The following is a 25,700-nucleotide window of genomic DNA, read 5'->3' on the forward strand; positions in this document are numbered from 1 at the left end:
GCTTACGCCAACGCACCTGATCCAAACCCTTGCGCCAGAGCAGCTTGCGCAGTGCCATTGTGGCGAGGGAGCTTGCTCCCGTTGGGGCGCGAAGCGGCCCCAAGACCATTCGACCCGGTCCATCAGGAAACTCCGGTTGGCCGGTTTTACGACTGCTACGCAGCCGAGCGGGAGCAAGCTCCCTCGCCACAGGAGCCTCTTTAAAGCAGCAAAGATCAGGCGTGTTCAACTGTCCCGATAAAATTCGCCAGCTCCGCCGTCTGCGGATTGGCGAACAACACCTTGGGGTCCCCCGTCTCATGCACCTTGCCCTGGTGCATGAACACCAGCTTGTCGCCCACTTCACGGGCGAAACGCATTTCGTGGGTGACCATGATCAGGGTCATGCCGTCCTTGGCCAACTGTCGCACCACGCCGAGCACTTCATTGACCAGTTCCGGATCCAGGGCCGAGGTGATTTCGTCGCACAGCAACACTTTGGGTGACATGGCCAGCGCGCGGGCAATCGCCACCCGTTGCTGCTGACCACCGGACAAGCGGTCCGGGAAGGCATCGAATTTCTCGCCAAGCCCAACCCGTTCCAGCATCTGTCGCGCCAGTTCAGCCGCCTTGGCCTTGGGTACTTTTTGAACAACCTGCGGCGCGAGCATCACGTTCTCACCGACGCTCAGGTGCGGGAACAGGTTGAATTGCTGGAACACCATTCCGACTTTCTGGCGCAGGCTGCGCAGGTCGGCGCGGGCGGCGTCGAGGTATTCACCGTCGACTTCAATCACGCCGTCGTTGATCGACTCCAGACCATTGAGGGTGCGCAGCAGGGTGGATTTACCCGAGCCGCTGCGACCGATGATCGCCACGACCTGGCCTTCCTCGATGCTCAGGTCGATGCCTTTGAGGACATGGTGATCGCCGTAGTATTTATGCAGGGCGGAAATTCTAAGCAGAGGCATGCAGTCTCCTTTCCAGGTAGCGCGCACTGAGGGACAAGGGGTAGCAGAGCAGGAAGTAACCAAGGGCCACCAGGCCGTACACCATGAACGGCTCGAACGTGGCGTTGGCGAGCATGCCGCCGGTCTTGGTCAGTTCGGTAAAGCCAATGATCGAGGTCACTGCCGTGCCCTTGACCACTTGCACCGAAAATCCCACGGTCGGCGCCACGGCGATGCGCAAGGCCTGGGGCAGGATCACGTAGCGCAACTGCTCCAATGGGTTGAGGGCCAGGCTCGAGGAGGCCTCCCACTGGCCGTTGGGGATCGCTTCGACGCAACCGCGCCAGATCTCCGCCAGATAGGCACTGGTAAACAGCGTCAAGGCGATTGCCGCTGCCATCCATGGGGAGATTTCCACCCCGGCCAGGGCCACGCCGAAGAACACCAGAAACAGCTGCATCAGCAGCGGCGTGCCCTGGAACAGCTCGATGTAGGTGCGAGCAATGTTGCGGGGCAGGGCGCTTTTGGAGATGCGCAGCACCATCACCAGCAAGCCGATCACGCCGCCCCCGATAAACGCCACCAGCGACAATGCCAGGGTCCATTGCAGGCCCGTGAGCAGGTTGCGCACCACGTCCCAGAACGTGAAATCGCTCATTGGCTGCTCCTGGCAATGTAGCGGCGACCCACCCAATTCAGGAATTGGCGGATCAACAGCGCCATGCACAAGTAGATCAGCGTGGTCAGCGCATAGGTCTCGAAGGCGCGGAAGTTGCGCGACTGAATGAAGTTGGCAGCAAAGCTCAGCTCTTCGGTAGCGATTTGTGAACAGACCGCCGAGCCGAGCATCACGATGATGATCTGGCTGGTCAGGGCCGGCCAGACCTTGCCCAGCGCCGGCAGCAGCACCACATGACGGAAGGCTTCGAAGCGACTCATCGCCAGGGCCGCGGCGGCTTCCAGTTGCCCGCGCGGGATGGCCTGGATGCCGGCGCGGATGATCTCGGTGGAATACGCGCCGAGGTTGATCACCATTGCCAGTACCGCTGCCTGCCATTCGGAGATCTGCAAGCCCAGGGACGGCAGGCCGAAGAAAATGAAAAACAGTTGCACCAGGAATGGCGTGTTGCGGATCAGCTCCACGTACACGCCGAAGATCGCCGCGAACGGACGAATATGCCACGCCCGCACCACCGCACCGACGATACCCAGGCCAACCCCGAGCAGCGCGCCGATGGCCGTCAACTCCAAGGTGAACAAGGCACCGCGTAACAGCAGGTCGGTGTTGTGCACCACCGGCATAAAATCGAACTGATAAGCCATGCTCAACCTCTCAGGCGACGGTCAGAGATCGGCCGGCAGCGGCTGCTTGAGCCAGGTCTGGGAGTTTTTCTCCAGGCTGCCATCGGTTTTGGCGGTGGCCAGGATCTGGTTGACCTTGTCCAGCAACGCCGGCTCGTTCTTGTTCACGCCCACGTACACAGGCGAATCCTTGAGTTTTACTTTCAGCGCCGGGACACGCTTGGGGTTGCGTTCGCTGATCGCGACCATGACCACGTTGCCGCTGGCGATCAGGTCCACCTGACCGGCCAGGTAGGCGGCGATGGTCGAGTTGTTGTCTTCAAAGCGTTTGATCGTGGCGCCTTGGGGAGCGACCTTGGTCAGCTCGATGTCTTCGATGGAGCCACGGGTGACGCTGATGGTCTTGCCCTTGAGGTCGTCCAGGCCATTGATGGCGGCGTCGGGCGGGCCGAATACAGCGAGGTAGAACGGCGCGTAGGCATTGGAGAAGTCGATGACTTTTTCACGCTCGGGGTTTTTGCCCAGGCTGGAGATCACCAGGTCGACCTTGCCGGTGGTCAGGAACGGAATGCGATTGGTGCTGTTGACGGGCGTCAGTTCAAGCTTGACCTTGAGCTGATCGGCCAGCAGTTTCGCGGTGTCGATGTCCAGGCCGCGCGGCTTCATGTCCGGGCCTACCGAGCCGAACGGCGGGAAGTCCTGGGGGACTGCGACCTTGAGGGTGCCACGCTTGACCACGTCTTCCAGGCCGTCCGCTTGAGCGGGCAGATGAGCGAGCATCAGGCTGGCGAACAGGGCGGTAAGCAGGGCGCTGTAACGCTTAATCATGGCGAATCTCCGCATCGGTGATGTGATTTCTGCGTTCGGACAGAGCACAGGCCATGCCAAGCTGGTTTTTAATCTGCCCAAGCCACGGTTTTACTGGTGAGGTGAGGTCTTACTGGTCTGAACAGTTGCGCCGCGTTTCGCACCGTTATCGAGCGTTGGTATTTGCCGTCGAACCCAACTGGAGCACGACTTGCCGGGCGCGACGAATAGCTTTACAACTGGTCGCTCACTGGCCCGGTTCGTCTGAAAAACCATGAATTCCATCTCGCGCGCGGTACCCGCAGTGGCGCTGCAAGCCATCCGCAAACTGATCGTCGATGAAGGCTTCGCTCCCGGGGATGCGCTGCCGTCGCAACGGGACCTGGCGTTGCAATTGGGGGTGAGTCGAGCCTCGCTGCGTGAGGCGCTTTCATCGTTGAGCGCACTGGGAGTCATCAGCGTCCAGCCGGGCAAGGGTGTGTTCGTGCAGTCGTCGGTGGAGGTTTCGCGCAGCGAACTGGCCCCGGGCTGGCCATTCGCGGCCCAGGCTTCGCCGGTGGATATCTTCCAGTTGCGTTATGCCCTGGAAGGTTTCGCGGCCGGGTTGGCGGCAGTGACGTTGAGCGCCGATGAACTCGACACACTGGAGGACAACGTCGAGGCCATGCGCCGGGAACTGAAGTCAGGGGATTTCGACGCAGCGGCGCGGCTGGACTTCGAGTTCCATCGGCGCATCCTGCAGGCCAGCGGCAACCAGGCGATGCTGAGCATTCTTACCGCCAGCGCCGACATTTTCCTGGAAAGCCAGAAACTACCGTTCATCCGAGCAGAGCGGGCGATGGAAACCTGGCAAGAACATCGCAAAATCCTTCGGGCGCTGGCCCGTCGCGCCTCGGGCGCTGCGCAAAAAGCCATGCAAGAACATGTACGTAATGCTGCACTGCGTACTGGGATCTCCTTTGTCGCGCCCGTGAACACTTGACTTGAGCTATACCCAAATACATCTGACGCCATAGCGAGACTCAATCAACTCAAGCTTCCTGAAGCGTGGAAGGGCGGCTATGATGGGCCACGTTTTTTTGCTGACAATCCCGGAGATTTCAATGAGCAGCGATCTGATCAAACACGTTACCGACGCTAGCTTCGACGAAGAAGTACTTAAGTCCGAAGGCGCGGTATTGGTCGACTATTGGGCAGAGTGGTGCGGTCCGTGCAAGATGATCGCCCCGGTCCTGGACGAAATCGCCAAGACTTACGAAGGTAAGTTGACCGTTGCCAAGCTGAACATCGACGAGAACCAGGAAACTCCGCCCAAGTATGGCGTGCGTGGTATCCCGACGCTGATGTTGTTCAAGAACGGCAACGTCGAAGCCACCAAGGTGGGTGCACTCTCGAAGTCGCAACTGGCTGCTTTCCTCGACGCCAACATCTAAGCGCCGAATGCTGCTGAAAAAGCCCCGCTAATCGCGGGGCTTTTTTCGTTACTCGGGGCTAGACGCTCGCAAACCCAGGTGTTACATTCGGCCCCGCACTGGTTTCTCCTTTGCCCCCTGCAAGCCGTCGCCGACGCACTCCTTTCGAATAAGTACGCGATCCTGTCGCCTTCTCCGCGGCGCGGCCTCATTAAGCCAAAAGCTTAATTTCCCCCCTCCATAAATGATTACGTCATTCCTATATGAATCTGACTGAACTCAAGCAAAAGCCGATTACCGAACTGCTCGAATTGGCCGAACAGATGGGCATAGAAAATATGGCCCGTTCGCGCAAGCAGGACGTGATTTTCTCCCTGCTCAAAAAGCACGCGAAAAGCGGCGAGGAAATCTCCGGTGATGGCGTGCTGGAGATTCTCCAGGACGGCTTCGGCTTTCTCCGCTCCGCAGACGCTTCCTATCTCGCCGGCCCAGACGATATCTACGTCTCGCCGAGCCAGATCCGTCGTTTCAACTTGCGCACCGGTGACACCATCGTTGGCAAGATCCGTCCTCCGAAAGAAGGCGAGCGTTACTTCGCACTGCTCAAGGTCGACACGATCAACTTCGACCGCCCGGAAAACGCGAAGAACAAGATTCTCTTCGAGAACCTGACTCCGCTGTTCCCGACCGTGCGCATGAAGATGGAAGCCGGTAACGGTTCCACCGAAGACCTCACCGGTCGGGTCATCGACCTGTGTGCACCTATCGGCAAGGGCCAGCGCGGTCTGATCGTGGCGCCGCCGAAAGCGGGCAAGACGATCATGCTGCAGAACATTGCAGCGAACATTGCCCGGAACAACCCTGAAGTTCATCTGATCGTGCTGCTGATCGACGAGCGTCCGGAAGAAGTGACCGAGATGCAGCGCACCGTGCGCGGCGAAGTGGTTGCCTCCACGTTCGACGAGCCGCCGACCCGCCACGTGCAGGTTGCCGAGATGGTGATCGAGAAGGCCAAGCGCCTGGTCGAACACAAGAAAGACGTGGTGATCCTGCTGGACTCCATCACCCGTCTGGCCCGTGCCTACAACACCGTGATCCCGAGCTCTGGCAAGGTGCTGACCGGTGGTGTCGATGCTCACGCCCTGGAGAAACCGAAACGTTTCTTCGGCGCCGCGCGCAACATCGAAGAAGGCGGCTCGCTGACCATCATCGCCACCGCGCTGGTTGAAACCGGCTCGAAAATGGACGAAGTGATCTACGAGGAATTCAAAGGCACCGGCAACATGGAGCTGCCTCTGGATCGCAAGATCGCTGAGAAGCGCGTCTTCCCGGCCATCAACATCAACCGTTCCGGCACCCGCCGCGAAGAGTTGCTGACCGCCGACGACGAACTGCAGCGCATGTGGATCCTGCGCAAGCTCCTGCATCCTATGGATGAAGTCGCTGCCATCGAGTTCCTGGTCGACAAGTTGAAGCAGACCAAGACCAACGATGAGTTCTTCCTGTCGATGAAACGCAAGTAAATCGAACAGGCCAGCAAGAGCCGGGGAAACCCGGCTTTTTGCTATCCGTGCATTCACTATTTAGAACGGGCGGCGTTAAACTCGGGCCCCCGAACGCCACGGCTACCATGAGGCTTTTGCATGCAGTATCGCGACTTGCGCGACTTTATCAGCGGTCTGGAACAGCGCGGCGAACTCAAGCGCATCCAGGTGCCGGTGTCCCCCGTACTGGAAATGACCGAGGTCTGCGACCGTACCCTGCGCGCAAAAGGCCCGGCGCTGTTGTTTGAAAACCCGACCGGTTATGACATCCCGGTGCTGGGCAACCTGTTCGGCACGCCGGAGCGCGTGGCCTTGGGCATGGGCGCCGAAGCCGTCAGCGAATTGCGGGAGATCGGCAAGCTGCTGGCGTTTCTCAAGGAGCCTGAGCCGCCCAAAGGCCTGAAGGATGCGTGGTCCAAGCTGCCGATTTTCCGCAAGATCATTTCCATGGCACCGAAAGTCGTCAAGGACGCGATCTGCCAGGAAGTGGTGATCGAGGGCGACGATGTCGACCTGGCGATGCTGCCGGTGCAGACCTGCTGGCCGGGTGATGTGGGGCCGCTGATTACCTGGGGCCTGACCGTCACCAAAGGTCCGAACAAGGATCGCCAGAACCTCGGTATCTATCGTCAGCAGGTCATTGGACGCAACAAGGTCATCATGCGCTGGCTGAGCCACCGTGGTGGTGCGCTGGACTACCGCGAGTGGTGTGAGAAACACCCCGGTCAGCCGTTCCCCGTGTCCGTGGCCCTGGGTGCGGACCCGGCGACCATCCTCGGCGCCGTCACGCCAGTGCCTGACAGTCTCTCCGAATATGCTTTCGCCGGCCTGTTGCGTGGCAACCGCACCGAACTGGTGAAATGCCGTGGCAACGATCTGCAAGTCCCGGCCACCGCCGAGATCATTCTCGAAGGCGTGATCCATCCCGGCGAAATGGCCGACGAAGGCCCGTACGGCGACCACACCGGTTACTACAACGAAGTCGACAGCTTCCCGGTGTTCACCGTCGAGCGCATTACCCATCGGATCAAGCCGATTTATCACAGCACCTACACCGGCCGTCCGCCTGATGAGCCGGCCATTCTCGGGGTGGCACTGAATGAAGTGTTCGTGCCGATACTGCAGAAGCAATTTCCTGAAATCACCGACTTCTACCTGCCGCCGGAAGGCTGCTCGTACCGCATGGCCATCGTGACCATGAAGAAGTCGTACCCAGGGCATGCCAAGCGGGTCATGCTTGGGGTCTGGTCGTTTTTGCGACAGTTCATGTACACCAAGTTCGTTATCGTCACTGACGACGATATCAACGCACGGGACTGGAACGACGTGATCTGGGCCATCACCACGCGCATGGATCCCAAGCGTGACACGGTGATGATCGAGAATACGCCGATCGATTATCTCGACTTCGCCTCGCCGGTGTCCGGCCTGGGGTCGAAGATGGGGCTCGATGCCACGCATAAATGGCCCGGTGAAACCACCCGTGAATGGGGCCGGGTTATCGTCAAGGATGAAGCCGTTACCCAACGGATCGATGCCATTTGGAATCAGTTAGGAATAGATTGATGCGTGTAACCTTGCAGCCTTCCGGGGCGGTGTTGGATATCCGGCCCGCCGAGCGGATTCTCGATGGCGCGCGACGCCTGGGCTACGAGTGCCCGCAAAGCTGCCGCAATGGCAACTGCCATGTCTGTGGTGCGCTGTTAGTGGAAGGCCGCGTGGAGCAGGCGGGCGAAGTGCGTGATCACGGTGAGATTTTCACCTGCATTGCCGAGCCCCTGGAGGACTGCGTGGTGTTGTGGGATGGCGTGCTGTCACCGGGCGAGTTGCCGGTGCGCAGCCTGGCGTGTCAGGTCACCGAGTGCGCCGACGTGGGCGGTGATGTCTGGCGAGTACGCTTGCGCGCGCCGGCGGGCAAGCCGCCGCGCTATCACGCAGGGCAGTACCTGATGATCGAGCGGGAGAATGGCGAGAAATCCGCGTTTTCCCTGGCCTCGGCGCCGCATTCGGGGCGCGAGCTGCAATTGCATGTATTGGTGCGCGAAAACAGTGCGCAGACGCTGTTGGAACAACTTCAGCGTAACCCCAATGTGCGCATCGAAATGCCCTTTGGCGACACCCATTTGTCCGAGTTGCCGGAGGGCCCACTGGTGTTGATTGCCGCCGGTACCGGCATGGCGCAGATGCACAGTCTGATCGAACATTGTCGCGCAGCGGGTTTCAAGCACCCGGTGCATCTGTATTGGGGCGTGCGGCGTCCGGAAGATTTCTATGAAATCGAGCATTGGGATGAGTGGAAAAAACTGCCGAACCTTTATCTGCACAAAGTCGTCAGCGACCTGTGCGGCTGGGGAGGTCGCTGCGGGATGCTTCACGAAGCTGTGTGCGAAGACATCAGCAATCTCAAGGATGTGTACGTCTACGCCAGCGGCTCGCCGGCCATGATCTATGCCACGCTCGATGCCTTGGTAGAAGCCGGAATGGACGCCCACCAAATGCGCGCCGACGTGTTCGCCTATGCGCCGCGGGCCTGATAGCGATTGCGCCCAAGTTGATTCATGCGATGTTGTGATCTGGATCGTACGCTTTTGTGGCGAGGGAGCTTGCTCCCGCTGGGTCGCGCAGCGGCCCCAAAAAAGCGATGAGCGCTGCGCACTCAAGCGGGAGCAAGCTCCCTCGCCACAAGAGGTGAATCCCACCTTTTCCGTCGATATAACTTCGTATATTTCGTTTCGATATTTATTCTCTAGACTAGATACCGATAACGTATATAGAGCGTGGATGGCATTTAACTTGCCTTGATCCCCGTGAACGTCAACCCCATGACGTCCCCCAATTCACTTTCCGACCCGCGAGGAGCCAACCGCTACCGGCCATGACCGCTATCGAATCCGCCATTGCCTGCTGCGCCCCATACCCGCCACGACTCGATCTGGGGCCGCAGTTGACTCGCGAGCAATTGCTCGCCTCGATGCAATTGACCATGAGTCTCCACCAAGGCGGGCCGGTGTGGTTGTTCGCTTACGGCTCGTTGATCTGGCGGCCGGAATGCACGGCGGTGGAGCGGATGCGCGGCCGGGTCCATGGTTATCATCGTGGTTTGTATCTGTGGTCTCACGAACACCGGGGTACACCGGAGTTGCCGGGGTTGGTGTTCGGCCTGGATCGCGGCGGTTCGTGCAGCGGGTTCGCCTACCGGTTGCCGGAGGAGAATCTCGAAGACTCGCTGTTTACCCTCTGGCAGCGCGAGATGCCGTTCCCGTCCTATCGTCCGCACTGGCTCAGTTGCCGTCTCGAAGACGGCAGTCGGGTGCAGGCCTTGGGGTTTGTACTGGAGCGGCACCTGCCCAGCTATGCCGGCAACTTGCCGGACCATGTGCTGAGTCAGGTATTCGAAAGCGCCTGTGGGCGCTATGGCACCACGCGCGATTATGTCGAGCAGACCATCCACGCCCTGCGCAGCCACGCCATGCCAGACCGGAATCTGGAGGCGCGGCTCAAACGCTGCAAATCAGCCCTGGATCAGGCCACCGCTTCGCGGCTCTGACTGGCGATTTGCTTGTGCCACAAGGTTGGCGCGAGGAATGCCATCGCCAGCAGGCAAGCGCCCACCAGCAATACAAAACCACCGTCCCAGCCGAAATGGTCCACCGTGTAGCCCATGGCGGCACTGGCTGCGACCGAGCCGCCCAGGTAGCCAAACAGCCCGGTGAAACCTGCGGCGGTGCCGGCGGCTTTCTTCGGCGCCAGCTCCAGCGCCTGTAAGCCGATCAGCATCACCGGGCCGTAGATCAGAAAGCCAATGGAAACCAGGGCGATCATGTCCACGGTCGGGTTGCCGGCCGGGTTCAGCCAGTACACCAGTGTCGCCACGGTCACCATCGCCATGAACACCATGCCCGTCAGACCACGGTTGCCGCGGAAGATCTTGTCCGACATCCAGCCGCACAGCAGCGTGCCGGGGATGCCTGCCCACTCATACAAAAAGTACGCCCAGGAGGTTTTATCCACCGTGAAGCCCTTGGCTTCCTTGAGGTAGGTGGGCGCCCAGTCCAGCACGCCGTAGCGCAGCAGGTAAACAAACACGTTTGCCATGGCGATGTACCAGAGCATTTTGTTACGCAGCACGTACTTGACGAAGATTTCCTTGGCGCTGAACTCGTTCTCGTGAGTGGCGTCGTAGCCTTCCGGGTAATCGTTCTTGTATTTTTCGATGGGCGGCAGGCCCACCGATTGCGGGGTGTCGCGCATGGTCGCGAAGGCAAACAGCGCCACCAGCAGCGCCACGGCCGCCGGTACATAAAACGCCGCATGCCAGTCATTGAACCAGCCCATCCCCAGCAGGAACAACGGCCCAATCAAGCCACCGCCGACGTTATGCGCCACGTTCCAGACCGACACCACGCCGCCGCGTTCTTTCTGTGACCACCAGTGCACCATGGTCCGGCCACTGGGTGGCCAGCCCATGCCCTGGGCCCAGCCATTGATGAACAGCAGGATGAACATCATGGTGACGCTGGATGTTGCCCAAGGCGCGAAACCGAAAACGAACATCACCCCTGCCGAGACCAGCAAACCGAATGGCAGGAAATAGCGCGGGTTGGAACGGTCGGACACCAGGCCCATCAGGAACTTCGAAAGCCCGTAGGCGATGGCGATGGCCGACATGGCCAGGCCCAACTGACCCCGGGTGTAGCCCTCGTCGATCAGGTATGGCATGGCCAGGGAGAAGTTTTTGCGCAGCAGGTAATAACCGGCGTAGCCGATGAAGATGCCGGCGAAAATCTGCCAGCGAAGGCGTCGGTAGGTGCTGTCTATTTTTTCTTCAGGCAGGGACGCCTGATGTGCGGCAGGACGAAAGAAAGCAAACATTCAAGGGCTCCAGATTCTTGTTATGACTGCGGATGCGAATGTTACAGTTTCGTTACCGAAAATAGCATCGCTTCTCATCGCATAAACAGTGGAAATTTCCCTTGATGAATGTTCTTAAATGAACATGTCGCTCAGGCATACGCTGATGCCGCTGTAGGAATTGCCTTATTAAGGCAGCAGATACCGGGCGCCGAGCGTGTTGCCCTGATCGCCAGGCTCAATCGTCATGCGGTCCGCAGCTTCCGGCCCCCGGACCGCTTGAGTGACTTCAGCGCACCTGCACCACCACCTTCCCCACGGCTTTGCGCTGGCCCAGGTCATTGATCGCCTGGGCGGCGTTGCTCAATGGATAGACCTGCGAGACCAGCGGCTTGAGCTTGCCTTCGGCGAACCAGCCGAACAGTTGCTGGAAGTTGGCGGCGTTGTCCTGGGGTTGGCGTTGGGCGAAGGAACCCCAGAACACGCCGACCACGGCGGCGCCCTTGAGCAGGGCCAGGTTTACGGGCAGCTCGGGGATGCGTCCGCTGGCAAAGCCGACCACCAATAGCCGGCCGTTCCAGGCGATGGCGCGAATGGCCTGGTCAAACAGGTCGCCGCCCACCGGGTCGTAAATCACGTCGGCGCCGTGGCCGTCGGTGAGGCGTTTGATTTCATCCTTGAGACTGGTTTCGCTGTAGTTGATCAGTTCGTCGGCACCGGCAGCCTTGGCCACGGCCAGTTTCTCTGCGCTACTGGCGGCGGCGATTACCCGGGCCCCCATGGCCTTGCCGATCTCCACTGCCGCCAGGCCGACGCCGCCGGATGCACCGAGCACCAGCAGGGTTTCACCGGGTTGCAGGTTGGCCCGTTGCTTGAGGGCATGCATCGAGGTGCCGTAGGTCATGCTGAAGGCGGCGGCGGTGTTGAAGTCCATGGAAGGGGGGATGGGCAGCACGTTGTAGCCTGGCACGGCCACCTGTTCGGCGAAACTGCCCCAGCCGGTCAGCGCCATGACCCGGTCACCGACCTTCAGGTGGCTGACCTTTTCACCCACGGCGCTGATGACACCCGCCGCTTCGCCACCGGGGGAAAACGGGAAGGGTGGTTTGAATTGATATTTGCCCTCGATGATCAGCGTGTCAGGGAAGTTCACGCCGGCGGCATGCACGTCCAGCAGCACTTCGTTCTTCTTCGCGACGGGGCTGGCGACGTCTTCCAGCACCAGCGATTGGGCAGGACCGAATTCTTTGCACAGCACGGCTTTCATCAGGGCTATTCCTTTGGGAGTGATGGCCGATAAGTGTAGGTGTGAGAGTCAACGGGTCAACGAGCATGCCCCGCCCTGATAGCCGGCCATAAGCTTGTGCTTGAACGGCGGGTCGGTATGCTGGGCCGCAAACCGTATGAGGAGTCGAATGTGAAAGCGTGGATCATGTTGATGCTGGCCCTGTCGTTGCCTGTGACAGCGATGGCCGAGGAAGCCAAAGAAGGCGAGGCACCGAAGGTCAATTACATCACCCTTAGCCCGCCGTTCGTGGGCAATTATGGCCTGGACGGCTCGGCGAAGCTGAGGGTGTACAAGGCTGATGTTGCCCTGCGCGTCACAGGGGATGCCGCCGTTGCGGCGGTGAAGGCCAACGAGCCGCTGATCCGTAATAAATTGGTGGCGCTGTTCGCCCAGCAAACCACCGAGGCCATGAACAATATCGAAGCCAAGGAAAAACTCCGTCAGGAAGCCTTGAAGCAGACTCAGCAGGTGATGAACGACGAGACGGGCAAACCGATGGTGGATGACCTGTTGTTCAATAACCTGATCATTCAATAAATCGGCTGGATCGTAGCCCCGGCAGCGCCATGGGGCGGTAGGCGCTGACGAAGGCTGCTTTTTTATCAGGACGCCAGGCTTTTGCGAAACCGTCCCAGGGCGATGGCAAAGAACAAAAGCCCGATTACCGCCAGCGTCAGCAAGTCCGGCCATACCACGCCAATGCCTGCATCGCGGAACAGGATCGCTGCGCTGAGGCTGACGAAATGGGTCGAAGGCGACCCTTGCATCACCCATTGCAACCATTGCGGCATGCTGTCCAGCGGCGTGCTGCCACCCGACAACAGCAGCATGGGAATGATGACCGGAATCGACAATAAGCCGAACTGCGGCGTCGAACGGGCAAGGGTGGCGAGAAAAATGCCCAGGGCGGTGCTGGCGAACAGGTAGAGCGCGGTCACCAGCAGAAATAACAGCATGGAGCCGGCAAGTGGCACGCCCAAGGCGATCTTGACGACGATTTCCAGCGAGGCCCAGGTGCATAGCACCACCACCAGCATGTTGCTCCAGATTTTCGCCAGCATGATTTCCGGTGCTGTCAGCGGTAGCACCAGCAGGTGATCGAGGGTGCCATGCTCGCGCTCGCGTAGCAGCGCGGTGCCCGTCAGGATGATGGCCAGGATCGTGATGTTGTTGACGATCTGGATCACGGCCAGGAACCACCCGCCTTCAAGGTTGGGGTTGAACAACGATCGGGTGGTGAGTCTTACGGGTGTCTGTTCGGTCGCTTGCGCCTGCCCGCTGTAGGTCAGCAGTTCCTGTTGAAAAATTCGTCCGATGTAGCCGGCGCCCATGAATGCCTGGCTCATGGCTGTGGCATCGACGTTCAGTTGCAGCGCAGGCTCGCGTCCGGCGAGCAGGTCGGCCTGGAAGTTGGCGGGCACGTTAATGACGAAGGTGTAGCGGCCACTGTCCATGACCTTGTCCAGCTCGGCATAGGGCAACGCCACCGGACTCTGGAATTCCGGTGGTTGCAGAGCCTGGGTCAACTGACGCGAAAGATGGCTTTGGTCTTCATCCACCACCGCCACGCTGGCGTTGTGGACGCCGATCACCGAGCCTGCGGCCGGCATGTAGATCGCCACGGTGAACGCGTAGCCCAAAAACAGCAGCAGCACCGAGTCATACCGCAGGCTGGTCAGTTCCTTGAGGCCAAGACGCCAGATATGTGAAAGCTTGTGCATCAGGCCTCCTGCTTTTTCAGCATGACCAGGCTGAGCCCGGTGAACACCAGGAAAAATCCCAGCAGCGCCAGGCATTGCGGCCATAACTGGCGCAGGTCCAGAGCCTTGGTGAAAGTGCCGACGGCGATGTCCAGGAAATAACCGGCGGGGAACAACTGGCCCATCACCGACGCGGCCCCGTCCAGGGATGAGCGCGGCACGATCAACCCCGAGAACTGGATCGTCGGAAGGCTGGTGATGATCATGGTGCCGAGGATCGCGGCGATCTGGGTGCGGGTAAACGCCGAGATCAATAAACCCATGCTGGTGGTCGCCAGCACGTAGAGCAGCCCGCCCAACGCCAGCGTCAGGCCGCCGCCTTTGAATGGCACGCCGAACAGCCAGCGATTCATCGCGGTCAGTAGGGCCAGATTGATCAGGCTGACGGCCAGATAGGGCGCTTGTTTGCCCAGCAGGAACTCCAGGCGGGTCAGCGGCGTGGCGTAGAAATTGGTGATCGAGCCCAGCTCCTTTTCCCGCACGATCCCCAGGGCCGTCAACATGGCCGGAATGAACGCGAGGATCAGCGCCATCACGCCCGGACCGATAGCGTTCACGCTGACCACGTCCTGGTTGTAGCGAAACCGGGTCTCCAGACTGGCTGCGCTTTGCCGGTTTCGCGCCGGGCTGCTCTGTTCAACCAGTTGTTCGAGATTGGCCTGGTGTACCGCCTGGACATAGTTGCGGCTGGTTTCGGCGCGAAACGGCATGCCGCCGTCCAGCCAGGCGCCGACGGTGGGTTGCCGACCGGCATACAGGTCACGGCCGAAGCCGGGTGGGATTTGCAGGGCCAGTTTGATTTCCGAACGTTGCAAGCGTCGATGCAGCGCGTTCGCGTCCTGGATAACCGGCTGCTCCTCGAAATAGCGGGAGCTGCGAAAAGCCTCCAGATAAGCGCGACTTTGCGGGCTCTGATCCTGATCGAACACAGCGAAGGCGAGTTTCTCCACGTCCAGTGAGATGCCGTAGCCGAAGATCACCATCATGAACAGGGCGCCGAGCAAGGCGAACGCCATCCGCACTTTGTCTCGCAGCAGTTCCTTGCCTTCCCGGCTGGCGACAGCCAACAGGCGGCCAAAGCTGAAGCCGTGGCGATCCTGCGCAGTGGCCGTGTTGTCGAGGGACACGGGCGTGGTGTCTTGCTGCTCCTGACCCTGAGCTTGTTCCAGGCAGGTGACGAACGCGGCCTCCAGCGTCTGGCCGTTGAACTGCGCCTGTAGGGCTGCGGGGGTGTCGCAGGCCAGGACTTTGCCGGCGTGCATCAGCGAAATGCGGTCGCAGCGTTGGGCTTCGTTCATGAAATGCGTGGAAAGAAATATCGTCACGCCCTGTTCGCGGGACAACTCAATCAGCAGCCGCCAAAAGTCATCCCGCGCGGCCGGGTCAACGCCTGAGGTCGGTTCATCGAGGATCAGCACCTCTGGACGGTGCAGCACCGCCACCGCGAGGGACAAGCGCTGACGCAGGCCCAAGGGGAGCGCGCCGCAAGGTTGGTCGGCGAGGCCCTGGAGATTGAAGCGCTGGATCAGCTCGTCGATGCGCACGTCGCTGTCGGCCTTGGGCAGATCGAACAGCTTCGCATGCAAGGCCAGGTTCTGGCGCACGCTCAGTTCGCCGTACAGTGAAAAGCTCTGAGACATGAAGCCCACCCGTTTGCGGGTGGCCAGGTCCTTGGCGTTGACTGGGTTACCCAACAGTCGGGCGCTGCCTTCGCTGGCGGGCATCAGCCCGGTCAACACCTTCATGGTGGTGGTCTTGCCGCAACCGTTGGAGCCCAGGAAGCCAAAGATCTCACCGCGACCGATCGCAAAGCTGACGTTGTCGACTGCGGTGAAATCGCCGAAGCGCAAGGTGAGGTCGTGGGCCTGGATAGCGATGTCGGCGTTGTCAGTCCTGGGAGGGATCGTCAGCGGCTCGGTGTTGTGGCCGCTGTCACCCTGGAAATAGGTAAAGGCCGAGTCGAGCTTGCCGTCGGGTGTGATGCCTGCCAGTTCGGCGCTCAAGCCCTTGGCGATCAAACGTCCATTATCGAGCATCAGGCAATGCTCGAACTGTTCGGCTTCCTCCATATAAGCCGTGGCGACCAGCAGGGTCAGTTGCGGTCGTTGCCGGCGCACGTCTTCTATCAGCTCCCAAAAGCGCCGGCGCGACAGCGGGTCCACGCCGGTGGTGGGTTCGTCGAGAATCAGCAGGTCCGGCTCGTGGATCAGCGCGCAACACAGGCCGAGCTTTTGTTTCATTCCCCCCGACAGTTTGCCTGCCGGACGTTCGGCAAAACGCTGCAGGTCGGTCGCCAGCAGTAGCTTGCCCATGCGTTGTTCGCATTCTGCCCGCGAAAGCCCGAACAGCGTGGCGAAAAACCGGATGTTCTCGCTTATCGACAAATCAGGATAAAGATTGCCCCCCAGTCCTTGGGGCATGAAGGCGATGCGTCGATAAAGCGTACTGCGATGGCGTCGATCCTCGATTGACGCTCCCAGTACTTGTAGCTCGCCCGTCTGGAGTTTCTTGACCCCGGCAATCAGCCCCAGCAGGCTGGATTTTCCTGCCCCGTCCGGGCCGATCAGGCCGCAGCGAGTGCCGATGGGCAGGCTGAAAGCGATATCGTTCAAGGCTGCAAGCTGGCCGTAATGGTGCTCAAGGCCCCTGACGTGCAATGCCGGTTCGCCAACGGTGGCGCTCATTGCAAGTTGGCCGGCCAGTCAATGGGAGCTGTACGGACGTAACCGGCGCCGGGCATGCCCGGTTTTGCCTGGGGAACTTCGCCGGGCCGAGTCAGGCGTATCTTGACGCGGAACACCAGTTTCTGGCGTTCATCACGGGTTTCGACTTCTTTGGGGGTGAACTGGGATTTGGCCGCGACGAAGCTGACCGTTGCCGGCAATGGTCGATCGGGCAGCGCATCGAGCAGCAGGCGCGCCTGATCGCCCACCGCCAGTTTCCCAGCCACGGACGCCGGCAAATACAGGTTCATGTATTGGTCGTTCGGATCGATCATCAGCAGCACCCGGCCACCGGCGCCCAGCACTTCGCCTGGCTCGGCCAGGCGTAGCTGAATCACCCCGTTAATGGGCGCGCGCAGGCTGCTGTCCTCGATTTCGCTGGTCAGTTGGGCGACTTGCGCCTGGGTCGCAGCGATGGCGGCGGCCGCTGCCGATACCTGGGCTCGGGCAGCGTTGACTGCGGCGTTAGCCGTGTCGAAACGGGCTTGTTGTTGGTCGATCACCTGGCTACTGGCGTACCCGCGCTTGGACAGTTCCTGGGTTCGTTTGAGCTCTTGGTGGGCGAGCAATTGTTCGCTCTGGCGCAGTTGCACATTGGCTTGTGCCGCGGACAGGTTTTCCCGGGCGCGCGTCACTTCGGCTTCGGCCTGGTTGCGCTGGGCCTCCAGGGTTCGGGTGTCCATGCGCGCCAGGAGCTGGCCTTTGCTGACGACGTCGCCTTCGTCAACCTGAACGTCGGCCAGGCGCCCGGGTGTCTTGCTGGCGATCTGGACTTCGGTGGCTTCCAGGCGCCCATTACCCATGCTCAGGCCTTCCGGCAGGCGATCCTGGCGCGACTTCCAATAGCCAAATCCGCCGGCGGCCAGCAACACAGCCATCAAGGCGAAGGCAAAAAAACGAGAGGTACGAGGGTTCGTCGACATGTCCTGCATCCTGCGGCTGTAGCATTGCAGTCTGCTGGATCCGCTACCGGCCCAGCTTGATATCCATCAACTCATGGAGGATCAGCGTAGGGCAATGACAGCCGCCCACTGCTGCGCCGTCACCGGCATCACCGACAGTCGCGAGCCTCTTTGCACCAGCGGCATTTCAGCCAGGGCGGGTTGCTGCTTAAGGTAGTCGAGCTTCAGCACACGGGGAAACGTCTCGACATGGACCACGTCGATTGCAGTCCAGGGATTTTTATCCGGGCTGGCCTTGGGGTCGAAATAGTGGCTGTCGGGTTCCAATGCCGTCGGGTCAGGGTAGGCCGCCCGGATGATTTGTCCAATACCGGCTATACCCGGCTCCGGGCAACTGGAGTGATAGAAGAAGAACGAGTCACCCACTGTCATGGCCCGCAAGAAGTTGCGTGCCTGGTAGTTGCGAACCCCGTCCCATCGCGCCTGGCCGAGCTTTTCCAGCCCCTGGATGGACAATTCGTCGGGCTCGGATTTCATCAGCCAATGGGCCATGATTTCTACTCCTGGGCGGGAATGATAAAAAAAGTTCAGCGATCTTATGACAAACCGACAGTCGGTTGACGTCAGAGTTTGCGTGTTGATGCAGGTTGCCGCAAAATGCCGGCCTTCCAAGCTTTACGCTGCTGCACGGCCAATAAGAAAACCGCTGCTGTCATCGTGTGTGATATGCCTTGAGGGGGGCAATCGATGAAACGCAAACCGGATTTGTTGTGGATCTTAGTCATTCTGTTCGGCCTGGGTGTCGTTACCACGGGATACGCCCAGAGTTTGTGGGCCAGCAAGACCGATACACCGATGGAAATTACCCAACCCGCGCCTTCGCTCAAACGCTAAGCCGGTCGTCCGGACGCCGCTGTTTCCCTGCGGCATCTACCCCGCGATATACCAATGCCTGTCGCTGACCGTTCCCCGCAGCGGCACGTCCCAGCTCGCCTGCGCCAACCGTTCGACTTTCTGACATTCATGGGCCAGTCCCAGCAGTGTCGGCTTGCGCCACTGCTTGCGGCGCGCCAGATACGCCAGGCTGCGGTCATAAAAACCACCGCCCATGCCCAGCCGACCTCCCACATCGTCAAACCCCACCAGCGGCAATAACACCAGGTCCAGCGTCCAGACCTTGCGTTGCCGGGCGATGTTCATTTGCGGCTCCAGAATACGAAAACGATTGGGTCGCAGCTTTTCGCCGGGGCGGATGCGTTGAAAGGCCATCTTGGTCTGCGGCCAGGGGCTGAGTACCGGCAGATAAGTGGCCTTGCCCCGGCGCTGGGCGGCGCGCAGCAGCAGGCGCGGGTCGATCTCGCCGTCGTTGGGCAGGTACAGGGCGATGTGTTTTGCTCGGCGAAACAGCGGGTGCTGGGCCAGTTGCCTGTAGAGCCCGCGAGCAGCTTCACGCTGTTGGGCAGGTGTCAGGGCGCGACGGGCCTGGCGTAGCAGGCGGCGGAGTTGCGGGCGGGGCAGCAGCGCGGGTTCGGTCATATCGATATTTCACGCAATCGGTGGCGACAGCACAGCGTAACCGCAAAGCACGGCGCTCAGAAATGCCTGCACCAGACACAACAATGCCAGTCTTGATGACTGGCATTGTGAGAATCAGGCTCCCCGGATGAACCGCTGTCGGCTTAGCCCTTGAACCCGAAAGTTCAAGGTGGAAGTTGCAGGGGGCGTTAAGGCTTTCCGTCAAGCGGACATGCACACCGGCCCCAACGTGCAACTCCCGTGGTTGTGCGTATCGGCTCAGGGACATCACCAACTGGCAAGCACCCCAGGGAGTGACGCAAGTATACCCCAGGCAGCCTCGCGAATCAGCTCTTGCTGACGTCCGGGTCAGTGGCCAGTACCAGATCCACCCGATCGAGCAGGTCGCGCACCTGCTCACGAGTCGAGCCGCTGACTTGCACGTCCGGCGTATCCTGGCGATGCAGCAGCTCGTGGGTGATGTTCAAGGCAGCCATTACAGCAATGCGGTCGGCGCCGATGACTTTGCCGCTGCTGCGGATCTCGCGCATCTTGCCGTCCAGGTAACGGGCGGCGCTCACCAGGTTGCTGCGCTCTTCCTGGGGGCAGATGATCGAATATTCTTTATCGAGGATCTGCACGGTAACGCTATTGCTTGAACTCATGAGTCTTGCTCCAGGGCCTTGAGGCGCGAAATCATCGATTCGACCTTACGCCGGGCGATTTCGTTTTTTTCAATGAGGTGCGCGCGTTCCTCGCGCCAGGTCTTTTCCTGAGCTAATAGGAGTCCGTTTTGGCTCTTAAGTTGCTCGACCCGGTCAATTAGCAATTCGAGTCTGGCCATCAGCGCTTGCAGGTCGGTGTCTTCCATTGTGTCCACTGAAGATTGTGTCTGATGGGGATAAGGGTCGCACAGCCTCTGATAGTCTTGGCGAGTCTGTCGATGTAGGATACAAGGCCTCCATTCTAGACATAGCGCCGTCTGGCGCCTAGCTGCCCATGCCCATTCAGAATTCCCCGTATCAAGCGTTTGCCACCCTGCTGAGCACCAGCGGTCATCCCGTCTCGCCTGCCGAACTGCATGGCCTGTTGCTCGGGCGCAGTTGCGCCGGCGCCGGCTTCGATGCCGACGGCTGGCTGGCCGACGCCGCCGAGTTGCTGGAAGGCGAGCCGGCGGACAACGTGCGCAATGCCCTCATTGGCCTGCAGGAAATGGTCAAGGGTGAGTTGACCAGCGATGACATGACCGTCGTCCTGCTGCTGCCTACCGATGACGCCCCGTTGGCCGAACGCGCCGTTGCGCTGGGCCAATGGTGCCAGGGCTTCCTCGCCGGCTTCGGCCTGACCCGTCGCGAATATGCGTTGAGCGACGAGGCCAAGGAAGTGTTGCAAGACCTGGCGGCGATCTCTCAGGTCCAGGATGCCCTGGAAGAGTCCGATGACGGCGAAAGCGACTACATGGAAGTGATGGAGTACCTGCGGGTCGCGCCATTGCTGCTGTTCACCGAGACCAAGAAAACCGATGCAGCGGCCGCCAAGCCATCCTTGCATTAATTTTTAGAGGGAACCCCGTCTGCCCATGATTCATATCCCGAAATCGGAATACAGCCGTCGCCGCAAGGCCCTGATGGCGCAGATGGAACCCAACAGCATCGCAATCCTGCCCGCCGCCGCCGTTGCGATCCGCAACCGCGACGTCGAGCACGTTTACCGCCAGGACAGCGACTTTCAATACCTCAGCGGCTTCCCCGAGCCGCAAGCGGTGATTGTGCTGATGCCCGGGCGGGCCCATGGCGAATACATCCTGTTCTGCCGCGAACGCAATGCCGAGCGGGAGTTGTGGGATGGCCTGCGAGCGGGCCAGGAAGGGGCGATGCGTGACTATGGCGCCGACGATGCATTTCCCATCACTGACATCGACGACATTCTGCCCGGCCTGATCGAAGGCCGTGACCGGGTGTACTCGGCCATGGGCAGCAACCCGGAATTCGACCGGCACCTGATGGAGTGGATCAACGTGATTCGCTCCAAGGCCCACCTCGGCGCCCAGCCGCCGAACGAATTCGTTGCCCTGGATCACCTGTTGCACGACATGCGCCTGTATAAATCGGCAGCAGAGCTGAAGGTGATGCGCGAAGCGGCGCGGATTTCCGCCCAGGCGCACATCCGGGCCATGCAGGCCGCGCGCGCGGGGCTGTACGAGTACAGCCTGGAGGCCGAGCTGGATTATGAGTTTCGCAAGGGCGGCGCGAAAATGCCGGCCTATGGCTCGATCGTCGCGGCGGGTCGCAACAGCTGCATCCTGCATTACCAGCAGAACGACGCACTGCTCAAGGACGGCGACCTGGTGTTGATCGACGCCGGTTGTGAAATCGACTGCTACGCCAGTGATATCACCCGTACCTGGCCGGTCAGCGGCAGGTTTTCGCCCGAACAGAAGGCAATCTACGAAGTGGTGCTGGCCGCCCAGGAAGCGGCGTTCGCCCAAATCGCGCCGGACAAACACTGGAACCAGGCCCACGAAGCAACAGTGCGGGTCATTACCGAGGGGCTGGTGCGCCTGGGCCTGCTGGAGGGCGAGGTGGACGAGTTGATCGCCAGCGAAGCCCACCGGGCCTTCTACATGCACCGCGCCGGCCACTGGTTGGGTATGGACGTACATGACGTTGGCGAATACCGGGTCGGCGGCGAATGGCGGGTACTGGAAGTCGGCATGACATTGACCGTGGAACCGGGTATCTACATCGCCCCGAACAACCGCAACGTAGCGAAAAAATGGCGCGGCATTGGCGTGCGCATCGAGGATGACGTGGTAGTGACCAAGACCGGTTGTGAAATCCTGAGTCACGGCGTACCCAAGACGGTCGCCGAAATCGAGGCCCTGATGGCCGCCGCCCGGGCTGATGCGGCATGAGCCGGGTCAATCTGGCGATCGTCGGCGGAGGCCTGGTAGGCGCGAGCCTGGCCCTGGCCCTGCAGGCCGGCGCCAAGGCTCGGGGCTGGAAGATCATCCTGATCGAGCCCTTCGCCCCCGGTGATGCCTGGCAGCCGAGCTACGATGCCCGTTCCTCGGCGTTGTCCTTCGGGTCCCGGCAGATTTATCAACGCTTGGGTATCTGGCAGGAAGTTTCCCGTCGCGCCGAGCCGATCAAGCAGATTCATGTGTCCGATCGCGGACGGTTTTCCACGGCGCGGTTATCGGCCATGGAGGAAGGGGTACCTGCTCTGGGCTACGTGGTGGAAAACGCCTGGCTCGGCCAGTGCCTGTGGCAAGGGCTGGACACTGAGGTGGTGAGTTGGCGCTGTCCGGCTCAAGTCACCCGAATGGAGCCCATGGTCGGCGGTTATCGTCTGACGCTCGATGACGAGACCACCCTGGAATGCGATCTTGCCGTGCTGGCTGACGGTGGTCGTTCCAAGCTGCGCGAACAGCTGGGTGTTGGCGTGCGCAATCGCCCTTACGGTCAGAGCGCGCTGATTGCCAACATCACCCCCGGCGAAGCCCACAACGGCATGGCCTTCGAACGCTTCACCGACGACGGTCCGATGGCCTTGTTACCGCTGCCGGAGAACCGTTGCGCGCTGGTCTGGACCCGTCAGGGCATGGACGCGCAACGGCTGGCGGCTCTGGATGAGCGCAGCTTCCTCAGTGAGTTGCAGGGCGTGTTCGGTTATCGCCTGGGCACCTTGAAACAGGTTGGCGCTCGACATCTTTATCCGTTGGCGCTGGTGGAAGCCGAAGAACAGGTCCGCCCGCATCTGGCGATCCTGGGCAACGCGGCCCACAGTCTGCATCCGATTGCCGGCCAGGGGTTCAACCTGTCCCTGCGCGATGCCCAGGCCCTGGCCGAAGCCTTGCTCGACAGTGACAGTGCGCCGGGAGATTTCGCCGTGTTGCAAGCCTATCGCGAGCGTCAGCGGATGGATCAGACCCTGACTGTGGGTTTCTCCGACCAGGTCACACGCCTGTTCAGCAGCAACCTGCCGCTGGTGTCCCTGGGCCGCAATCTTGGCCTGTTGGGGCTCGACCTGCTGCCCCCGGCCAAGCGCTGGTTCGCCCGCCAGGCCATGGGGCTGGGGACGCGTCCCGATGCGTGAGGTCTGGTTTGATCATTTTTCTCACGGGCGACTCATGTCGCCAGCACAACAGGCTTAAAGCATGGAATTGCGTGCAGATCTGCTGATTGTCGGCGCCGGTATGGTCGGCAGCGCCCTGGCGCTGGCCTTGCAGGGCAGTGGCTTGCAAGTGCTGTTGCTCGACGGCAGCCCGATGAGCGTCAAACCCTTCGATCCCCTGACGGTATTCGAGCCGAGGGTCAGTGCCTTGTCGACGGCGAGCCAACGGATCCTTGATCGCCTGGGGGTCTGGGACGGCATCACCGCCCGGCGCGCCAGCCCCTATACCGACATGCACGTCTGGGACGGCAGCGGCACCGGGCAGATCCATTTCTCGGCGGCCAGCCTGCATGCCGAGGTCCTGGGACACATCGTCGAAAACCGTGTCGTACAGGATGCCCTGCTGGACCGTCTGCATGACTGCGACCTGGGCCTGCTGGCCAACGCGCGGCTTGAGCAGATGCGCCGCTCCGGCGATGACTGGTTGCTGACCCTGGCCGATGGCCGCACCCTGCGGGCACCGCTGGTGATCGCCGCCGACGGTGCGAACTCCGCCGTGCGTCGCTTGACGGGTGTCGCCACCCGGGAATGGGATTACCTGCACCACGCCATCGTGACCAGTGTGCGCAGCGCCCGGCCTCATCGAATGACCGCATGGCAACGCTTCACGGACAACGGGCCCTTGGCGTTTCTGCCATTGGAGCGAGACGGCCAGCAGGACTGGTGCTCAATCGTCTGGTCCACCACCCCTGGCGAGGCGCAGCGGTTGATGGCGCTTGAGGAAGCGGATTTCTGCAACGAGCTGGAGCGGGCCTTCGAAGGTCAACTGGGTGCGGTGCTGAGCGCCGATACACGTTTGTGCGTACCGCTGCGCCAGCGCCATGCCAAGCGCTACGTGGCCGAAGGGCTGGCGCTGATCGGCGATGCGGCCCACACCATCCATCCGCTGGCCGGGCAGGGGGTGAACCTGGGTTTCCTGGATGCCGCCGTGCTGGCCGAAGTGCTGCAGCAGGCCGCTGGACGGGGTGAGCGACTGGCGGACGTGAAGGTGTTGAGCCGCTACGAGCGCCGACGCATGCCCCATAACCTGGCGTTAATGGCCGCGATGGAAGGGTTTGAACGCTTGTTCCAGGCCGATCCGTTGCCGGTGCGCTGGTTGCGCAATACCGGGCTGAAACTGGTGGACAGTCTGCCCGAGGCCAAGGCGTTGTTCGTGCGGGAGGCGCTGGGGTTGACCGGGGACTTGCCGGATTTGGCCAAGGTCTGAAAGATGGGGTGGGGCTTATGGCCCTCTCGCGGGCAAGCCTTGCTCCCACAGGGGGCCATGTGGGACGAGCTTTTGTGGGAGCAAGGCTTGCCCGCGATGGCGGACGCAAAAAACACAGCACATCGCATGGTTGCAACATTTGGAAACGTGTCTGCCCACTGTTCGATTGAGAAGGTAAATGTGAGTCCTTATCATTTGCGCTCCTTTCCAATCGAGAGACCGCTCCCATGTTGGCATCCAAGCGTCTGCTGTCCGTCCTCGCCTTGACCCTGATCGGCTCTACCGCCGCCCAGGCTGCCGATGAGGTGGTGGTCTACTCCTCGCGTATCGATGAACTGATCAAGCCGGTTTTCGATGCGTACACCAAGAAGACTGGCGTCTCGGTGAAGTTCATCACCGACAAGGAAGCGCCATTGATGCAGCGGATCAAGGCCGAGGGTGAGAACGCCACCGCCGACCTGCTGCTCACCGTTGACGCCGGCAACCTCTGGCAGGCCGAGCAGATGGGGATTCTCCAACCGTTCACTTCCAAGGTGATAGACGCCAACATCCCGGCCCAGTACCGTGCGTCTTCCCATGCCTGGACCGGCCTGAGCCTGCGGGCGCGGACCATTGCCTATTCCACCGACCGGGTTAAACCGGGCGAACTGACCACCTATGAAGCCCTGGCGGGTAAAGAGTGGGAAGGCCGCCTGTGCCTGCGCACCTCGAAGAAGGTCTACAACCAGTCCTTGACCGCCACCTTGATTGAAACCCACGGCGCGGAAAAGACCGAGGAAATCATCAAGGGCTGGGTCAAGAATCTGTCCACCGACGTGTTCTCCGATGACACGGCATTGCTTGAGGCCATCAATGCCGGGCAGTGCGACGTCGGCATCGTCAACACTTACTACTTCGGGCGCCTGCACCAGCAGAAGCCGGACCTGAAGGTCAAGCTGTTCTGGCCGAATCAGGCCGACCGTGGCGTGCACATCAACCTTTCGGGCATCGGCCTGACCAAATACGCACCGCACCCGGAAGCGGCGAAGAAGCTGGTGGAGTGGATGACCACGCCTGAGGCCCAGAACATCTTCGCCGACGTGAACCAGGAGTTCCCGGCCAACCCGAACGTGGAGCCCTCCAAGGAAGTCGCCGCCTGGGGCAAGTTCAAGGCCGACACCCTGCCGGTTGAAGTGGCGGGTAAACGCCAGGCCGAAGCCATCCGCCTGATGGATCGCGCTGGCTGGAACTAAAAAAGCACCAAAGATCGCAGCCTGCGGCAGCTTCTACAGAGGAACGCGTTCC

General features: G+C 60.9%; 26 protein-coding genes and 1 other RNA gene. 13 read left to right on the forward strand and 14 right to left on the reverse strand.

Annotated elements, in window-relative coordinates; all coding sequences use genetic code 11:
• Positions 1 to 215: 215 nt before the first annotated feature.
• Genes MA884_RS07625 through MA884_RS07640 form a run of 4 tightly spaced genes read right to left on the reverse strand, consistent with a single transcriptional unit; the run spans position 216 to position 3,059 of the window.
• Positions 216 to 950, reverse strand: coding sequence for an amino acid ABC transporter ATP-binding protein (locus MA884_RS07625; protein WP_256229845.1), 735 nt, complete (start codon positions 948 to 950; stop codon positions 216 to 218).
• Positions 937 to 1,587: an amino acid ABC transporter permease gene (locus MA884_RS07630; protein ID WP_256229846.1), complete on the reverse strand. Its 651-nt coding sequence runs from the start codon at positions 1,585 to 1,587 to the stop codon at positions 937 to 939. Before MA884_RS07630 ends, MA884_RS07625 begins: the two co-directional genes overlap by 14 nt.
• Complete coding sequence (locus MA884_RS07635; protein ID WP_256229847.1) at positions 1,584 to 2,252, reverse strand: amino acid ABC transporter permease; 669 nt, start codon at positions 2,250 to 2,252, stop codon at positions 1,584 to 1,586. Before MA884_RS07635 ends, MA884_RS07630 begins: the two co-directional genes overlap by 4 nt.
• A 21-nt stretch (positions 2,253 to 2,273) precedes the next feature.
• Positions 2,274 to 3,059, reverse strand: coding sequence for a transporter substrate-binding domain-containing protein (locus tag MA884_RS07640; RefSeq protein ID WP_256229849.1), 786 nt, complete (start codon positions 3,057 to 3,059; stop codon positions 2,274 to 2,276).
• A 253-nt stretch (positions 3,060 to 3,312) separates the two neighbouring features.
• Here MA884_RS07640 and MA884_RS07645 point away from each other — a divergent pair, with 253 nt between their 5' ends.
• The 6 genes from MA884_RS07645 to MA884_RS07670 all read left to right on the forward strand — a co-directional run bounded on the left by MA884_RS07645 (position 3,313) and on the right by MA884_RS07670 (position 9,541).
• Positions 3,313 to 4,020: a FadR/GntR family transcriptional regulator gene (locus tag MA884_RS07645; protein WP_256229851.1), complete on the forward strand. Its 708-nt coding sequence runs from the start codon at positions 3,313 to 3,315 to the stop codon at positions 4,018 to 4,020.
• Between the two features lie 121 nt (positions 4,021 to 4,141).
• Complete coding sequence (gene trxA, locus MA884_RS07650; protein WP_256229852.1) at positions 4,142 to 4,471, forward strand: thioredoxin TrxA; 330 nt, start codon at positions 4,142 to 4,144, stop codon at positions 4,469 to 4,471.
• 242 nt (positions 4,472 to 4,713) lie between these two features.
• On the forward strand, positions 4,714 to 5,973 hold the full coding sequence (rho, locus tag MA884_RS07655) for a transcription termination factor Rho (protein WP_025216061.1): 1,260 nt from the start codon (positions 4,714 to 4,716) through the stop codon (positions 5,971 to 5,973).
• A 120-nt stretch (positions 5,974 to 6,093) separates the two neighbouring features.
• Positions 6,094 to 7,560: a 4-hydroxy-3-polyprenylbenzoate decarboxylase gene (gene ubiD / locus MA884_RS07660; RefSeq protein ID WP_256229855.1), complete on the forward strand. Its 1,467-nt coding sequence runs from the start codon at positions 6,094 to 6,096 to the stop codon at positions 7,558 to 7,560.
• Entirely contained in the window at positions 7,560 to 8,528 is a 969-nt protein-coding gene (locus MA884_RS07665) for a CDP-6-deoxy-delta-3,4-glucoseen reductase (protein ID WP_256229858.1), read from the forward strand. The genes ubiD and MA884_RS07665 overlap by 1 nt, the downstream gene beginning before the upstream one ends.
• Before the next feature lie 341 nt (positions 8,529 to 8,869).
• Positions 8,870 to 9,541, forward strand: a complete 672-nt coding sequence (locus tag MA884_RS07670) for a gamma-glutamylcyclotransferase (RefSeq protein ID WP_256229859.1) — start codon at positions 8,870 to 8,872, stop codon at positions 9,539 to 9,541.
• On the opposite strand, the gene glpT is transcribed toward MA884_RS07670, so the two are convergent.
• A complete protein-coding gene (glpT, locus tag MA884_RS07675; RefSeq protein ID WP_256229860.1) occupies positions 9,517 to 10,866 on the reverse strand; it encodes a glycerol-3-phosphate transporter in 1,350 nt (449 codons plus the stop codon). The genes MA884_RS07670 and glpT overlap by 25 nt on opposite strands.
• A gap of 268 nt (positions 10,867 to 11,134) precedes the next feature.
• Positions 11,135 to 12,112, reverse strand: a complete 978-nt coding sequence (locus MA884_RS07680; protein WP_256229861.1) for an NADPH:quinone oxidoreductase family protein — start codon at positions 12,110 to 12,112, stop codon at positions 11,135 to 11,137.
• Positions 12,113 to 12,262: 150 nt separating this feature from the next.
• Between MA884_RS07680 and MA884_RS07685 the strand changes: the two genes are divergently transcribed.
• On the forward strand, positions 12,263 to 12,670 hold the full coding sequence (locus MA884_RS07685; RefSeq protein ID WP_256229862.1) for a flagellar basal body-associated protein FliL: 408 nt from the start codon (positions 12,263 to 12,265) through the stop codon (positions 12,668 to 12,670).
• Between the two features lie 65 nt (positions 12,671 to 12,735).
• On the opposite strand, the gene MA884_RS07690 is transcribed toward MA884_RS07685, so the two are convergent.
• The 4 genes from MA884_RS07690 to MA884_RS07705 form a co-directional block, all read right to left on the reverse strand.
• On the reverse strand, positions 12,736 to 13,854 hold the full coding sequence (locus MA884_RS07690; RefSeq protein ID WP_256229863.1) for an ABC transporter permease: 1,119 nt from the start codon (positions 13,852 to 13,854) through the stop codon (positions 12,736 to 12,738).
• On the reverse strand, positions 13,854 to 16,577 hold the full coding sequence (rbbA, locus tag MA884_RS07695) for a ribosome-associated ATPase/putative transporter RbbA (RefSeq protein ID WP_256229865.1): 2,724 nt from the start codon (positions 16,575 to 16,577) through the stop codon (positions 13,854 to 13,856). The genes MA884_RS07690 and rbbA overlap by 1 nt, the downstream gene beginning before the upstream one ends.
• Complete coding sequence (locus MA884_RS07700) at positions 16,574 to 17,539, reverse strand: HlyD family secretion protein (protein ID WP_256229866.1); 966 nt, start codon at positions 17,537 to 17,539, stop codon at positions 16,574 to 16,576. Before MA884_RS07700 ends, rbbA begins: the two co-directional genes overlap by 4 nt.
• A gap of 81 nt (positions 17,540 to 17,620) precedes the next feature.
• Positions 17,621 to 18,070, reverse strand: a complete 450-nt coding sequence (locus MA884_RS07705) for an EVE domain-containing protein (RefSeq protein WP_256229867.1) — start codon at positions 18,068 to 18,070, stop codon at positions 17,621 to 17,623.
• A gap of 195 nt (positions 18,071 to 18,265) precedes the next feature.
• Between MA884_RS07705 and MA884_RS07710 the strand changes: the two genes are divergently transcribed.
• A complete protein-coding gene (locus MA884_RS07710; RefSeq protein WP_092395219.1) occupies positions 18,266 to 18,412 on the forward strand; it encodes a hypothetical protein in 147 nt (48 codons plus the stop codon).
• 36 nt (positions 18,413 to 18,448) lie between these two features.
• Here MA884_RS07710 and MA884_RS07715 read toward each other — a convergent pair whose 3' ends face one another.
• From MA884_RS07715 to MA884_RS07730, 4 genes are all read right to left on the reverse strand, one after another.
• Positions 18,449 to 19,054, reverse strand: a complete 606-nt coding sequence (locus tag MA884_RS07715; RefSeq protein WP_256229869.1) for a 5-formyltetrahydrofolate cyclo-ligase — start codon at positions 19,052 to 19,054, stop codon at positions 18,449 to 18,451.
• A 116-nt stretch (positions 19,055 to 19,170) separates the two neighbouring features.
• A non-coding RNA gene (gene ssrS, locus MA884_RS07720) (6S RNA) lies at positions 19,171 to 19,350 on the reverse strand.
• A gap of 30 nt (positions 19,351 to 19,380) precedes the next feature.
• Complete coding sequence (locus tag MA884_RS07725; RefSeq protein WP_256229870.1) at positions 19,381 to 19,698, reverse strand: cell division protein ZapA; 318 nt, start codon at positions 19,696 to 19,698, stop codon at positions 19,381 to 19,383.
• Positions 19,695 to 19,904 carry a TIGR02449 family protein gene (locus MA884_RS07730; RefSeq protein ID WP_003177365.1) on the reverse strand — a complete coding sequence of 70 codons (210 nt, stop codon included), beginning with the start codon at positions 19,902 to 19,904 and terminating at the stop codon, positions 19,695 to 19,697. Before MA884_RS07730 ends, MA884_RS07725 begins: the two co-directional genes overlap by 4 nt.
• A 128-nt stretch (positions 19,905 to 20,032) precedes the next feature.
• On the opposite strand from MA884_RS07730, the gene MA884_RS07735 reads away from it, so the two are divergent.
• The 5 genes from MA884_RS07735 to MA884_RS07755 all read left to right on the forward strand — a co-directional run bounded on the left by MA884_RS07735 (position 20,033) and on the right by MA884_RS07755 (position 25,648).
• Positions 20,033 to 20,587: a YecA family protein gene (locus tag MA884_RS07735; protein WP_256229871.1), complete on the forward strand. Its 555-nt coding sequence runs from the start codon at positions 20,033 to 20,035 to the stop codon at positions 20,585 to 20,587.
• Between the two features lie 25 nt (positions 20,588 to 20,612).
• Positions 20,613 to 21,947: a Xaa-Pro aminopeptidase gene (pepP, locus tag MA884_RS07740; protein WP_256229873.1), complete on the forward strand. Its 1,335-nt coding sequence runs from the start codon at positions 20,613 to 20,615 to the stop codon at positions 21,945 to 21,947.
• The gene (gene ubiH / locus MA884_RS07745; RefSeq protein ID WP_256229874.1) at positions 21,944 to 23,131 is read left to right on the forward strand and encodes a 2-octaprenyl-6-methoxyphenyl hydroxylase; all 1,188 of its coding nucleotides are present in this window, start codon (positions 21,944 to 21,946) and stop codon (positions 23,129 to 23,131) included. Before pepP ends, ubiH begins: the two co-directional genes overlap by 4 nt.
• A 67-nt stretch (positions 23,132 to 23,198) precedes the next feature.
• Positions 23,199 to 24,416 (forward strand): 2-octaprenyl-3-methyl-6-methoxy-1,4-benzoquinol hydroxylase, encoded by a 1,218-nt coding sequence (locus tag MA884_RS07750; RefSeq protein WP_256230015.1) that lies wholly within the window; start codon positions 23,199 to 23,201, stop codon positions 24,414 to 24,416.
• A gap of 227 nt (positions 24,417 to 24,643) precedes the next feature.
• Complete coding sequence (locus MA884_RS07755) at positions 24,644 to 25,648, forward strand: extracellular solute-binding protein (protein ID WP_256229875.1); 1,005 nt, start codon at positions 24,644 to 24,646, stop codon at positions 25,646 to 25,648.
• Positions 25,649 to 25,700 lie beyond the last annotated feature (52 nt).

The organism is Pseudomonas sp. Q11, assembly GCF_024494355.1.
Taxonomy (GTDB): domain Bacteria; phylum Pseudomonadota; class Gammaproteobacteria; order Pseudomonadales; family Pseudomonadaceae; genus Aquipseudomonas; species Aquipseudomonas hefeiensis.

Bases quoted from the DNA above. Each gene is read 5' to 3' on its own strand.
- MA884_RS07625 (WP_256229845.1), bottom strand. From the start codon at position 950: ATGCCTCTGCTTAGAATTTCCGCCCTGCATAAATACTACGGCGATCAC.
- MA884_RS07630 (WP_256229846.1), bottom strand. From the start codon at position 1,587: ATGAGCGATTTCACGTTCTGGGACGTGGTGCGCAACCTGCTCACGGGC.
- MA884_RS07635 (WP_256229847.1), bottom strand. From the start codon at position 2,252: ATGGCTTATCAGTTCGATTTTATGCCGGTGGTGCACAACACCGACCTG.
- MA884_RS07640 (WP_256229849.1), bottom strand. From the start codon at position 3,059: ATGATTAAGCGTTACAGCGCCCTGCTTACCGCCCTGTTCGCCAGCCTG.
- MA884_RS07645 (WP_256229851.1), top strand. From the start codon at position 3,313: ATGAATTCCATCTCGCGCGCGGTACCCGCAGTGGCGCTGCAAGCCATC.
- trxA (WP_256229852.1), top strand. From the start codon at position 4,142: ATGAGCAGCGATCTGATCAAACACGTTACCGACGCTAGCTTCGACGAA.
- rho (WP_025216061.1), top strand. From the start codon at position 4,714: ATGAATCTGACTGAACTCAAGCAAAAGCCGATTACCGAACTGCTCGAA.
- ubiD (WP_256229855.1), top strand. From the start codon at position 6,094: ATGCAGTATCGCGACTTGCGCGACTTTATCAGCGGTCTGGAACAGCGC.
- MA884_RS07665 (WP_256229858.1), top strand. From the start codon at position 7,560: ATGCGTGTAACCTTGCAGCCTTCCGGGGCGGTGTTGGATATCCGGCCC.
- MA884_RS07670 (WP_256229859.1), top strand. From the start codon at position 8,870: ATGACCGCTATCGAATCCGCCATTGCCTGCTGCGCCCCATACCCGCCA.
- glpT (WP_256229860.1), bottom strand. From the start codon at position 10,866: ATGTTTGCTTTCTTTCGTCCTGCCGCACATCAGGCGTCCCTGCCTGAA.
- MA884_RS07680 (WP_256229861.1), bottom strand. From the start codon at position 12,112: ATGAAAGCCGTGCTGTGCAAAGAATTCGGTCCTGCCCAATCGCTGGTG.
- MA884_RS07690 (WP_256229863.1), bottom strand. From the start codon at position 13,854: ATGCACAAGCTTTCACATATCTGGCGTCTTGGCCTCAAGGAACTGACC.
- rbbA (WP_256229865.1), bottom strand. From the start codon at position 16,577: ATGAGCGCCACCGTTGGCGAACCGGCATTGCACGTCAGGGGCCTTGAG.
- MA884_RS07700 (WP_256229866.1), bottom strand. From the start codon at position 17,539: ATGTCGACGAACCCTCGTACCTCTCGTTTTTTTGCCTTCGCCTTGATG.
- MA884_RS07705 (WP_256229867.1), bottom strand. From the start codon at position 18,070: ATGGCCCATTGGCTGATGAAATCCGAGCCCGACGAATTGTCCATCCAG.
- MA884_RS07710 (WP_092395219.1), top strand. From the start codon at position 18,266: ATGAAACGCAAACCGGATTTGTTGTGGATCTTAGTCATTCTGTTCGGC.
- MA884_RS07715 (WP_256229869.1), bottom strand. From the start codon at position 19,054: ATGACCGAACCCGCGCTGCTGCCCCGCCCGCAACTCCGCCGCCTGCTA.
- MA884_RS07725 (WP_256229870.1), bottom strand. From the start codon at position 19,698: ATGAGTTCAAGCAATAGCGTTACCGTGCAGATCCTCGATAAAGAATAT.
- MA884_RS07730 (WP_003177365.1), bottom strand. From the start codon at position 19,904: ATGGAAGACACCGACCTGCAAGCGCTGATGGCCAGACTCGAATTGCTA.
- MA884_RS07735 (WP_256229871.1), top strand. From the start codon at position 20,033: ATGCCCATTCAGAATTCCCCGTATCAAGCGTTTGCCACCCTGCTGAGC.
- pepP (WP_256229873.1), top strand. From the start codon at position 20,613: ATGATTCATATCCCGAAATCGGAATACAGCCGTCGCCGCAAGGCCCTG.
- ubiH (WP_256229874.1), top strand. From the start codon at position 21,944: ATGAGCCGGGTCAATCTGGCGATCGTCGGCGGAGGCCTGGTAGGCGCG.
- MA884_RS07755 (WP_256229875.1), top strand. From the start codon at position 24,644: ATGTTGGCATCCAAGCGTCTGCTGTCCGTCCTCGCCTTGACCCTGATC.